Source organism: Paracoccus sp. ME4, from assembly GCF_046736325.1.
Taxonomy (GTDB): domain Bacteria; phylum Pseudomonadota; class Alphaproteobacteria; order Rhodobacterales; family Rhodobacteraceae; genus Paracoccus.
In genome coordinates this window covers 715732-727939 of sequence record NZ_CP151276.1, presented here as the reverse complement: position 1 = coordinate 727939, position 12208 = coordinate 715732, and the positions used below count along the sequence as shown (strand labels likewise).

10 protein-coding genes are annotated in these 12208 nt (G+C 66.9%); all 10 read left to right on the top strand.

The annotated features are described in order from the left end of the window. The 10 genes from AACG61_RS03680 to AACG61_RS03635 all read left to right on the top strand — a co-directional run bounded on the left by AACG61_RS03680 (position 1) and on the right by AACG61_RS03635 (position 11773). A complete protein-coding gene (locus AACG61_RS03680) occupies positions 1-621 on the top strand; it encodes a hypothetical protein (RefSeq protein ID WP_411838674.1) in 621 nt (206 codons plus the stop codon). Next, positions 618-1046 (top strand): DUF6950 family protein, encoded by a 429-nt coding sequence (locus AACG61_RS03675; protein WP_411838673.1) that lies wholly within the window; start codon positions 618-620, stop codon positions 1044-1046. Before AACG61_RS03680 ends, AACG61_RS03675 begins: the two co-directional genes overlap by 4 nt. Positions 1047-1049: 3 nt before the next feature. Next, on the top strand, positions 1050-5417 hold the full coding sequence (locus AACG61_RS03670) for a hypothetical protein (protein ID WP_411838672.1): 4368 nt from the start codon (positions 1050-1052) through the stop codon (positions 5415-5417). A 1-nt stretch (position 5418) separates the two neighbouring features. After that, entirely contained in the window at positions 5419-6048 is a 630-nt protein-coding gene (locus AACG61_RS03665; protein WP_411838671.1) for a hypothetical protein, read from the top strand. 9 nt (positions 6049-6057) lie between these two features. Then, on the top strand, positions 6058-6348 hold the full coding sequence (locus AACG61_RS03660; RefSeq protein ID WP_411838670.1) for a hypothetical protein: 291 nt from the start codon (positions 6058-6060) through the stop codon (positions 6346-6348). 1 nt (position 6349) lies between these two features. After that, positions 6350-9361, top strand: a complete 3012-nt coding sequence (locus tag AACG61_RS03655) for a hypothetical protein (protein ID WP_411838669.1) — start codon at positions 6350-6352, stop codon at positions 9359-9361. Between the two features lie 340 nt (positions 9362-9701). Next, positions 9702-10040 carry a hypothetical protein gene (locus tag AACG61_RS03650; RefSeq protein ID WP_411838668.1) on the top strand — a complete coding sequence of 113 codons (339 nt, stop codon included), beginning with the start codon at positions 9702-9704 and terminating at the stop codon, positions 10038-10040. Next, positions 10037-10624, top strand: a complete 588-nt coding sequence (locus AACG61_RS03645; RefSeq protein ID WP_411838667.1) for a hypothetical protein — start codon at positions 10037-10039, stop codon at positions 10622-10624. The genes AACG61_RS03650 and AACG61_RS03645 overlap by 4 nt, the downstream gene beginning before the upstream one ends. 76 nt (positions 10625-10700) lie before the next feature. After that, positions 10701-11345 carry an N-acetylmuramoyl-L-alanine amidase gene (locus tag AACG61_RS03640; protein WP_411838559.1) on the top strand — a complete coding sequence of 215 codons (645 nt, stop codon included), beginning with the start codon at positions 10701-10703 and terminating at the stop codon, positions 11343-11345. Between the two features lie 2 nt (positions 11346-11347). Continuing rightward, positions 11348-11773 carry a hypothetical protein gene (locus tag AACG61_RS03635; RefSeq protein WP_411838666.1) on the top strand — a complete coding sequence of 142 codons (426 nt, stop codon included), beginning with the start codon at positions 11348-11350 and terminating at the stop codon, positions 11771-11773. Positions 11774-12208 lie beyond the last annotated feature (435 nt).

The window sequence follows — 12208 nt, the reverse complement described above, 5'->3', positions numbered from 1 at the left end:
ATGCAGACCCTATCTCCTTCCCTCATCACCGCGCTTCAGGCGGCGCGGGACGCGGGCATTGCCCCGGTCTATTTCGTCTGGATCGAGGCTAGGTCCCGCGCGACGGGCGCGATCGAAAGCATGGGCCTGTGGTCCGGCGACGAGGATGCGGCCTTCAGCGTCGAGACCCCGACCGGCGGGACGGCGTCGCGGGAGTACCTGGGCGGCGTCAACCTTGAGGTCGACAGTCTCAAGTCCGTGGCCGACCTGACCGACGAGCCGGTCACGATCAGCATGAGCCAGATCGCCGGGGCGACCCAGCAGCTGGTGCGCGGGACGGACGTCCGGCTGGCCTGTGTCGAGATCCACGCGACCAGCCGCGTCGGCGGCGCGCTGGCCAGCATCCCCCAGCTGCAATGGATCGGCATCGTCGACGACGTCCAGATCGCCACGCCGCAGGCGGGCGGGGACGGGCGGATCGGTCTGACCGTCCGGTCCGAGATCATGTCGCAGCTGCTGGCCGTGAACCCGGCCAAGTCGTCCGACAGCCACCAGAAGCGGCGGCAGGCAGGCGACGAGTTCAGCAAGTATTCAGCCTCGGTGCAGGCCCGGAAGATCCAGTGGTACAAGAAGGACCAATGATGCAGCACCTGACCCGCCGCGACGACTGGCGCGCCCGCCTGGCGGCCGAGATGGACCGCCAGCGCCGCACGCCCTTTGCCTGGGGGCGGCAGGACTGCGCCATCGGCTTTGCGGCGACCATCGTCGAGGCGCTGACCGGGGTCGATCTGGCGCGCGGCTATCGCGGCCGCTATGCGGGCCCGCGCGCCGCGGCGAAGATCTTGGCCGAGGCTGGGGCGGCTACTTTGGCCGACTTCGCGGCGCAGCAGCTGCCCGAGATCCATCCTTCGCGCGCAGATCTGGGCGACATCGGCGTGATCGGGGCCGACGGCCCGTTCGGGCAGGCCTTCTGCATGGTCGATGCCTCGGGGCTGGTTGTGATGACCCCGGAGGGGCACGGGCGCCGCCCGCGCGCCGACATGATCCGCGCATTCAAGGTCGGCTGATCCATGAAGAAACTGCTGCTCATCAGCACCGCCCTGGCGGCTGGCTTCGCGGGTCCGGCGCATGCTGACCCGGTCACGGCCATCGCGACCTGGGTCTCTGCGACCTTCAGCATCGGCGCCGCGACGGCCTTGGCCGCCACCCAGTTCGTGGTCGGCCTCGGCCTCAGCGCCATTGGCAACGCGCTGTTCGGCCCTAAGCTGGGTGCGGGCGGTGCCAATGTCAGCTTCGACGTGAAGATGGGCGACAGCCTGCCCCTGTCCTTCGTGGTCGGCGACTATGCGACCGCCGGAAAGCGCAAGTACATCGGCAGCTGGGGCAAGAACACGCGTTTCATCACCGAGGTGATCGAGCTGTCGGCGCTGCCGGTGCGCGGCATCCAGCAGGTCTGGGTCAACGACGAACGGGGCCAGTGGGCATCGGAGAACGTGTGGGGCATCAACCCGGCCGACAACGTCGATACGTTCAGCGATCAGGGCGAGTATGCCCCCGGCACGCTGCCCGCGGGCTGGATCACCGCCGGGCGCCCGCTGTCGAACTTCTCGGACGACGGCAACCGGATCTACATCAAGTTCGTGGACGGCAGCCAGACCGCCGCCGATCCATTCCTGGTGAAGGTCTTCGGCGACGATCCCGACTATCCCTGGACCAGCGCCATGATCGGGCGCGGCAAGGCCTATGCGATCGTCACCAGCCGGTTCGACGACGACACGCTGACCAGCTATCCGACCTTCCTGTGGCAGCCCGAACCGCTGCCTCTCTACGACTGGCGCGCCGACAGCACGGCGGGCGGCGACGGGGCGCAGCGCTGGAGCAACCCGGCGACCTGGCAGCCGACCCGGAACCCGGCGGTGATCGCATACAACATCGTCCGGGGCTTGTACTTCGGCGACGAATGGGTGTTCGGGGGCAAGAACCTCGCGCCCTGGCGCCTGCCCGTGGCCGAGTGGACCGCGGCGGCCAATGCCTGCGACCAGCCGGTGACGCTGGCCTCGGGCGCGACCCAGCCCCGCTATCGCTGCGGGCTGGAGATCAGCGTCGACATGGAGCCGGCATCCGTCCTGGACGAGCTGGGCAGGGCCGCGAACATGAAGTTCGCCGAGGTCGGCGGGCGGCTGAAGCCCATCGTCGACCTGCCGGGGTCGGCGGTCCTGTCCATCAGCGACGCGGACATCCTGATCACCGAGGGACAGAGCTTCTCGCCCTTCAACCCGTTCAGCGACACCTTCAATGCGATCAGTGCGACCTATCCCGAGCCTGGAGAGAAATGGGCCAGCAAGGACGCGCCGGAATACATCGACGCGGACGCACGGGACGAGGACGGGGAGTATCGGCCGACCTCGATGTCCTATGGCGCGGTGCCCTATGCCCGCCAGGTGCAGCGGCTGATGCGCTCGCAGATGCGCGACTTCCGCCGGATGCGTCGCCACCAGTTCTACCTGCCGCCCGCGGCCTATGCGCTGGAGCCGGGCATCGACATGATCAGCTGGACCAGCCAGCGCAACGGGTACGACAGCAAGCTATTCGTGGTCGAGAGCGTCGCAAAGGCCCCGGGCATGAACGTTCTGGTGAGCCTGCGCGAGGTCGATCCGAGCGACTACGACTGGACCAGCGGTTTCGAGCGGCCCGTGATCATCACGCCTCCGGTGAATCCCCGGCCGTTCGTGCAGCCGGTGAACGGCCTGACCGTGACCGGCGCGACGATTTCCGACGGCGCGGGCAACCCCCGCCGCCCCGCGATCCTGGTCGCCTGCACCGGGGATGAGGCGGGCGTGACCCGGATCCAGATCGAGGCGCGCCGCGTGGGTGCGATCACGTCCGTCATCGACACGCTGCGCCCGTTCCAGGAACCGTTCGCCTGGTACCTGCTGAACGTCCTTCCCATGACCGCCTATGAGGTCAGGGCGCGGCTTGTGTCCGACTTGACCCCGCGCTCGGCATGGTCCGGGTGGATCAGCGTCACGACGCCCGATGTCCGGCTTGCCCCGGGCGATCTGGACATTCCCGCGATCCGCGAGGACGTGCTGTCGGACCTGACCATTCTGGAGGAATGGCTGGACGGCGAGGACGGCCCGCTGCAGCCGCTGCGCGACGAAGTGGCTCTGGCGCAGACCGAGGTTGCGGAGGCGCGGGTCGAGCTGGCAGCTGACATTGCGGCGGCTGAGCAGCTGGCGCTGGACAATCTCGACATCGCCCGCGCCTACACCGATACCGGCCTGCAGAACGAGAGCGTGGCCCGCAACGCCGGCGATCAGGCGCTGGCTGCGCAGATCCAGACGCTGACGGCCGCCCTGACCAGCGACAACCTGCTGGACAACGCGCTGTTTACCTCGGGGCTGGACGGCTGGACGGTCAGCGGGTTCATCACCGCGCAGGCACGCGACACGGCATCCGCCGATCCGATCTTCGCGACCGCGCCGACGGACAACTTCGCTCGGATCATTCCGCCCGGCAGTGGCACGCGGATGATGCGACAGGACTTCCCCGTCGAGTTCGCCGCGAATGAGATATTCCAGTGGCGGCTCAAGGCCGCGTCGGCCGCCGCCGGGCGGACGATGACAATCCGTGTCAACTGGTTCGACGCGTCCAACGCCCAGATCGGGGGAAATGCGGACACCGCGCTCAGTCTCACCCAAAACGAGTGGCGGACCTTCTCGGGGCAGCATACGCCGCCGTCCGGCGCCGTGAGCATGCGGTGGCAGCCCATCGTGCCCGCCTCCGGTTCCGAGCCGTCCTATCTCGCCGACCCGGCCGTCACGCGGGTCGACCAGTCCACCATCGCCCGGATCACGGCGCTGGAGGTTGTCGTCGCCAATCAGGACGAGGCCTTCGCCACCTTCCGGGACAGCGCCGAGGCGCGGCTGGACGACAACGAGGCTGCGATCACGAACGAGGGCAGCGCGCGGGCTGCGGCGGACAGCGCCCTGGCCGGCCAGATCACCACCGTCTCGGCTGTGGCGAATGCCCGCAACCGTACGTTCCGGCAAGGGACTGCCCCCACGAGCCCGGTTACCGGCGACGTGTGGTATGACACGGCTAACGGCCTGCTGCCCAAGCGCTGGAGCGGATCGGCCTGGGTGAACGTCGACGACGCCCGGATCGCGCAAACCGCCGCGGCAGTCACCAACGAGCAGATCGCCCGCGCCAACGGGGATGCCGCCCTGGCTGCAGATATCACCACTGTCTCGGCCACGGCCAGCCGCGCGCGGACCTTCCGCCAGGGCACCACGCCAGTCGGCCCGTTGGCGGGAGACATCTGGTTCGACACCAGTCAGGGCAACCGCGCCTTCCGTTGGAGTGGATCGGCCTGGGTTCCGACTGACGATACCCGAATTGAAGACACCGCGGCGGCCGTCACGGCCGAGGCCATCGCGCGCGCCAACGGCGACAGCTCGCTTGCCAGCCAGATCAACACTGTATCGGCCGTCGCGAACCGGGCAAGGACCTTCCGCCAGGGGACGGCGCCCACCGGCGCGCTGGTGGGCGACATCTGGTATGACACCTCGAACGGCAACATCCCCAAGCGCTGGAGCGGATCGGCTTGGTTGGACGTCGACGACGCCAGGATCGCGCAGAACGAGGCCAGCATCACGACAGAAGCCGCCGCGCGCGCCACGGGCGACAGTGCGCTGTCGAGCCTGCTGACAAGCGTCTCGGCCCGGACCGACCGCGGCACGGCCCTAGGCCGGTTCCGGGCATCGGCTGTATCGACGGGATCGGGTGCGCTGGTACGCATCGGTCTGGCTGCCGAGGCATCGGATGGGGAGACCAATTCGGCCGCCGCGCTTTTCCTGGAGGCCCGCAGCGACGGCGCGAACCAGATCATGGCGGTTGCCGACAGGTTCGCCATCGTCACGGGCACGGGTGTCAACGCCAACCGCCGTGTCCCGTTTATCGTGCAGGACGGGGTCGTTCTGATCGACTCGGCGGTCATCGGCAACGCGGCGATCACGACGGCGCGGATCGATGACCTGGCTGTCTCGCGGCTCAAGATCCAGAACGAGTCGGTGACGACCTATCCGTTCGCCTATGCGGCCGCGCCGGCACGATACACGCAGGACAGCTTCGTGACCATGCAGACCCTGACCTTCACGCCGGGGCGAAGCTCGCCGATGCCGATCAATGTCCGGTTCGACCTCTCCAGCTTCTCTGGCACGCTGCAAGGAACAGCCGTGCGGCTCCTGATCAACGGTAGCGAGCGAAAGGTGTGGCTATTCTCCGACAACTTCGGGGTCTTCGAAGACGTCGTCGTGGACGTGACCACGGGGCTGTCCGCGCGGACCTATCAGCTCCAGATCCGATGCCCCTCGATCAGCTCCAACTACATCGACATCTCCAACCGCTTCATCGGCATCCTCAATGCATACAAGTGACATGGTCTCTTTCGCGGTCGTCGATCCGGCGACCGGCGCAATCGTCAGTGCTGGCCGGACGGACGTCGACAGTCTGGCGGGGCTGATCGCCGGGTCCGAGTTCGACGTGATCGCCCCGGTGCCGGACATGATCGTCGAGGGCGGGGCCTACTGGCATGACGGTCAGGACTGGCAGGACCTGCCCCCGCGCCCCGGCCCCTGGGCGACCTGGGACGGGACGACATGGGTCGATCCGCGCAGCCCGGCGGAGATGGAGGCCGATCTCATTGGCGCACGGCTGATGGCGGTGGCCGCGATCAACGCCGCAGCGGGGCCGATCCGTCGCCTCTACGTCACCGACATTCCGGGGCAAGAGGCGCTCTACCTGATGAAGGAGGCAGAGGCGCGCGCATGGGTCGCCTCGGCCGATCCCGACCCCATGCAGTTCCCGCTGATCTCGGCCGAGGTCGGGATCACCGCGCCGACCGCCGACGAGGTGGCACAGGTCTACCTGAACCTATCCGGCCTCTACACCGCGGCCGCCGCCCAGCTGGAGACCGTGAGGCTGGGCCATATCGCGATGGCGGAAGCCGCCCCCACCGTCGAGGCGGCTGAGGCCGCCGCCCAAGCGTTCCGCGACCTGGTCGCCTGAGAGGACCCCATGACGACGATCACCTTCAAGCCCGGCGCGACCGGGCCCTTTGCGATGGCCTTCACGGATGGCGACGGCAACGCCCTGGCATGGGACGCCGTGCAGTTGCGCATTCACGCGGGCGCGTCCTGCGAGGTGATTGCCGGGAGCGTGGCGGGCGGCCGCTGGCAGTTCGACCTGTCCGCCCTGGCGTTGCCGCCCCGGCTCTATCCGGTTTCCGTCTACTTCGACGAGGGCGACGGCTTCCGCCAGCTTCTCGACGGACCTGATCTTCTGTTCAACATCACTGGGGGTTGCTGACATGAGCAGCGTGAACATCGCCGTCGGTTTCGTGGGTCCGCGCGGCGCGACGGGGCCTGGCCTGAACATCAAAGGGAGCTTCGAAAGCGAGAGCCAGCTTCCCGCGCAGGGCGCGGCGGGCGACGGCTACCTGATCGACGGCGACCTGTGGGTCTGGGCCGGATCGGCATGGGAGAACGTGGGGAACGTGCAGGGACCCGAGGGTGAAGACGGGAGTGACGGGCGGGGAATTGAGTCGGCAAGTTATGACCCGGCAACCGGCATTGTTACGCTGACCTACACGGACGGAACGACCTTCAATACGAACGATCTGCGCGGCGCTGACGGGACGGATGGAGAAGACGGTCGCGGGATCGTGTCGCAAAGCTACGACCCGGCGACCGGCATACTGAGCCTGACCTTCAGCGACGACACGACCTTAGTCACGGGTGACTTGCGCGGCGCTGACGGAACTGATGGCCAGGACGGTCGTGCGATCGTGTCGCAAGGCTACAACCCGGCGACCGGGATGCTTAGCCTGACCTTCAGCGACGACACGACCTTGGTCACGGGTGACTTGCGCGGCGCTGACGGAACTGACGGCCAGGACGGTCGTGCGATCGTGTCGCAAGGCTACGACCCGGCAACCGGCATACTGACGTTGACCTTCAGCGACGACACGTCTTTGGCCACGGGCGATTTGCGCGGCGCTGACGGTGCGGTCGACTTCGGCGATCTCACAGTCGTCACAGGCGCGCCCGGCACGCAGGTCTCTATCGTGGGCGGCGTGCTGAGCATCCCTCGGGGCGCCGATGGCGGCGGGGTCACCACACAGCAGCTGACCGACAGGACGTTCACCCGCCTGAACATGGGTTCCGTGCAGCCGATCGGTGGCGGCACGGCCAGCAACATTCGCACCTGGTTCCGGCGGACGCCTGCCGATGCAACCCGTGTGACCTATGCCACCAGCATCGAGATCGACGCCCCGGCGGGACCGGTTAAGGTCGCATCGGCCTTTGTCGGTGTGGATCTGATCCCCGTTTATCACGACATCAGGACGATCCAGCACCCCGGCGGCCGAGCGACCACCACGCTTGTCCCTCCTGTTGAGATCCCCGCGGGGGCGCATGTGGGTTTCCGTGTCGCACAGGCCGGCACGCGGATGACGGCGGCCGTCGAGGACTTCTGGTATTCGGCAACCGACCCCGACGCGTTCGGCCAGACGGCCTTCCTGACCAACAACGAAAGCGGCTCGCGCTACTGGTCGGTCATCAACGTCGATGCCGGTCCGGGCGCCACCGCCCTGGCCGCGGGGCAAGATGCGGCCGTTGATTCGGTCGCGAAGGCCTCGGTCATCCAGAGCATCGGCTACGGCAAGCTCTTCGACCTGGCGTCCCTGCCCGGTCAGACCAGCTCGGCCGCATCGAACCTGACCATCTACACCGGTCCGGAGTTCCGCGCGGCGTTCGACGCCACCATCTCCGGCATCAGGGTCTGGGCGAACATCGCGACGGTGGCCACCATCACCATCTATGACGTCACCGAGACGGAGACGACCATCGCCTTCTCGCCGGTCCTGTCGATCCGGCTCAATCTGGAGGCAGGCAAGAACACCCTGCCGCCGGACCTGTTCCGCGGCGTCACGGTCCGGCAGGGCCAGTGCGTCGGCATCGCCGGGGCGCAGCTTCGCTATGGCTTCGGCGGGGCGGGCAAGCTGGTCCCGAAGATCAGCATCGAGAGCCAGCAGGGTGCAGGCTTCTTCGTGACCAAGCCGGTGCCGCAGGAGTCCTGGAACATCGCATTCGAGGTCACCCTGGAGGCGATGGCAGGAGACCGGCGCGCGCCGCAGCGTGAGGTCGCGCTGGCCGCGGGGCCTATCAGCCTCGGCGATGCGGGCTATGTCCAGACCGGTGTGACCGGCCTCACTGTCTGGGCGCAGTCCGGAACGTCCGACATCGCGATCCGCCGGTCGACGGCCAACGTCGTCATTCCCTTGGCGGATGCCGGGCAGGCGCGCTATTCGCTGGTCTGCTACAACCGCTTCACGAACGCATGGAGCGTGGTCGCGGGGCCTTCCCGGCTGCGCGACGCGCAGGCGTTCCGGCCTGCGCCGACCGCGGGGACCGATGCCATGTTCCTGGCCCGGTCGGGGGACGCCAGCATCACCGAGATCTTCCCGGTGCATCGCTTGGGCGCCGATGGGATCAGCGCGACGCTCCGCCAGCCCCTGGATCAGGCGCTGCGGCGCAACCGCACGATGTGCCCGAAGCTGATGCGCAGGATCCGCGCCCGTCAGCCGATCCGCATCCTGTCCATCGGCGACAGCATCACGCAGATCAGCCAGTCGGCGGCGTCGGCCGCGGCGCCGAACGGTGATCGCGATCGGCTGAAGTATCTGACTGAGAACAACGTGAACCAGTACGGATCGGACTTCGTGGCGACGGTGCCCCGGTTCACGTCGGCTCAGCTCGGACGGACCGGAGACAGCTTCACCGATCACATCAAGATCGGCTTTGTCTGGGAGCTGATCGCGGGCCTGGAGGCGGTGGGCTACACGCTCGGGGTCGACCTGTTCTACGACAACTTCTGCCGGTCGGGTTCGGCCACCATCGACTTCGTCAGCGATGCGAACGTCTTCAGCGCGTGGGGGCAGGCCGCCCTGGCGCTGCCGCCCTACGACCTGGTCATCACGGCCTGGGGCATGAACGAGCTGTCCGAGGTCGGCACGGGCGGCCGGCTGATCCTGATCGCCAACGCCTTCCGGGCCCTCGGCTCGGAGATGCTGATGACGGACAGCTCCGCCCGCAAGGCGACCTGGTCGCAGGCGCGCGTCAACCGCGATCAGACGCAGCGCGCGGCGTGGGCGGCCGGCACGGCCCATGCCTCGTGGCAATGGGTCGACGGCCCGCAATGGGGCGAGGGGCTGAGCGTCGCCGCTCTTGATCGGGTCGCCGCGAACGGCACGAACCACCCCGGCGGCGAGGAGCTGGGCGCCTTTGGCAAGGTCGCCCGATACTCGATGCTGGGCCTGTGATGCCTAACAGTGCGGGCGTCGGCCTTCGACTTTGAGCGTGCAAATCGCAGCGCACCGCGCTATCTCCCGGCAATGTGTTGCGATAGCTTAAAGCCATGCCATTCGTGCGGCCGATTGATCGGTTTGCACGATGATGCCCGGTTTTGCGGCAACGAGATCGAAGATCTCTGGATCTGCTCTATTTGCGCGGCCCGGAATGACGCGAGCGAGCTGCTCGCTTCAGCTGTACGCGAAGGCGCCAAGTCCCGGCGCTAAACACTGAATCTTCATCATCAGCCTTTTGACCCGCCCCGATTGGGGCCATTTTGCGTGAGCATCAATGATCGAGTTCATCTTGGCGATGTTGGCGTCTCCTGACGCGCAGCAAGACGCCTATACTTGGGGCGCGGCTCTTCTCGGCCATGCCTTCGTTGGCGTGTTCCTGACGGCCCTGATCGGCTGGCGGGCGGGGGTATGGCGCGGCGCGACCATCGTCGCGGCCGGCTATCTGCTGATCTGGGAGGGCGTGCAGGTCGCGTCCTTCGGCGGGGGCATCGCGGACAGCCTTGTGGATGCGGCCGCGGTGACCTGTGGCGCCGTGGTCGCGGCGGGGGCGTGGCGCAACCGCGGCGCGGCCGTAGCGGGCGCCCTGGCTCTGCTGGCACTGATGGGAATAGTGGGCGTAAGGAAGCGGCGATGAGCGACAAGACGAACGCGCTAGGCGCTTTTATCCTCGATGAGGCCAAGAAGTGGGCCGCGCGAACTGCAATCATGGCTACGGTCGCCATCTTGGTCCTGATCTTCGCGCCGTTTCGCGACCGGATCATCGCGATATGGACCAGCCCCACACAGCTGCAGGAGATCTCTGCCAAGTTGGATCAACTCTCGGCCGAGCTTGCACGCGCTACCGGCGAGGACCGGGTGATCCACGAACCGCAAGGTCTCAGCTATGTGCGCGAACCGGTCTATGTCGGCCAGGCCATCACGCTGAACCTGGTCGTTAGGCGGACCCGTCTTGGCGAGACCTGCACGCTGCTGAACCGGACTGCGATTTTCACCGATGAAACGAGCATCGCCGCGGCCGGAGCCACGGTCCGGCCGGCGCGGCAGATCAGCGGGAGTGACACGGCCGTCAGGATTGCCCTGGAAGTCCCGTCGCAAGTTCAGCCCGGTCGCGTGACGGTCTATCTGTCACTGGAGTTCGACTGCGGTGGCAAGAAGGTTTTCGACGCCACTCGTCCTGTCGCCTTTGCACTGGTGCCAGCCCACAGGGGCGCGCCGTAACGCTTTCCTGCCTGAACTCAACGTCAAATGACCCGGCCCCGCCATCGTGCGGGGCTTTTCCATGGAGAACCCTCGCATGACCCGAGAACCGATCCGGTCGATCCAGACCGGGCTGAACGCGCTTGGCTATTCGCCAGGCGCGCTGGATGGCCTGTTCGGCGCCAAGACCCGCGCCGCGGCCGAGAGCTGGCTGGCGGCCGGCGGCAAGGCTGCCCCGGTAGCGGCCCCCGCCGCGCCCGTGACGCCCGTTAGCGGGGCGATGATCCATCAAGGCAGTGCGCGCTACCCAGTGACTGAGATCATCGTCCACTGCGCCGCCACGCGGCGCGACTGGATGGAGGGCCGGCCGCTGGCCGACAAGATCGCTGAGATCCGGCGTTGGCACACGTCCGCGCCGCTGAATTGGCGCGACATCGGCTATCACTGGATCATTGATATCGATGGCAAGGTGCTGCCCGGCCGCAAGGAAACGGACATTGGCGCACACGCAGGCGCCGTCAAGAACCGCGGCACCATCGGCATCTGCCTGATCGGCGGCCACGGCTCGGCCGAGACCGACCGCTTCTCCGACCACTTCACGCATCAGCAGGACATCACCCTGCGGCAGATGATCGACGCGATCAGCCTGCGCACCGCAATCCGCAGGGTCAGCGGCCACAACGAATACGCCGCCAAGGCCTGTCCCGGCTTTGACGTCGCCACCTGGCTGAAAGGAGCCTGACCATGGACAGCATCAAGACCATCGCCCCCATCTTCATCGGCCGCACGCGGTCCTTCTGGCTGGGAATCGTCCCGGCCATCCTGACGCTGATCGACGTGATCGCGGGAAGCGTCAGCGACGGCACGGCCGAGCCGATCGCCACCGGCCTGGCCGCCATCCTCGGTCCGCTGACCGGGGCCACGGCCGAAGGCATCCACGGCTTCATGCTGGCGGTCGCGCCGATCTGCGCGCTGATCGTGGCGCATCAGCGCGGCGGGCTGGCTCGGCCCTACACCACCAGCCCGTCGAAGGAGCGCGAGCTGGTGCGCACGATCGAGGATGGCAAGAGCGCGTTCGAAGCGGGCAAGGCCTTCGGCGAGCGGCTGCGGAAGGCGTCGCGCCAACCCCCGGTGCTTCAGACCACGACCCTGCCGCCGTCGAAGAAATGACGAACGACCGGGACGGCTGCGCTGCAGCCGACCCGGCGCCTATCACCTTGATTACCTTTAGACAGGCGTTGACACTATCTTGAAGGTACCGCCTATGCGTACCGTACGGCAGGCAGATTGTGTCACAATCGCGAGCAACCCTACGAACGCAGGGTTAGCAATTTGTTATGGAATCCCCATCTAACATAGTGGACTGTAGCCGCATGATGTGTTCAGCACACCATTAGGTTTCGCCTGCAACTACCATTGTTCAGAAGGGGAGATGATGCAAAACAGCAACACTTTGTCGCCGCTCGGGGCGCAGTTGGCCGGACTTATCGATATGGGGCTTGTTAGCCCTGCCCCGTACCCGATGAATGACTTCCCCTCCGCGATGATGGTTATGCCCGTGTTTGACAGCACTGGGACTCATTCTTACGCAGCTGATCGTGAGGA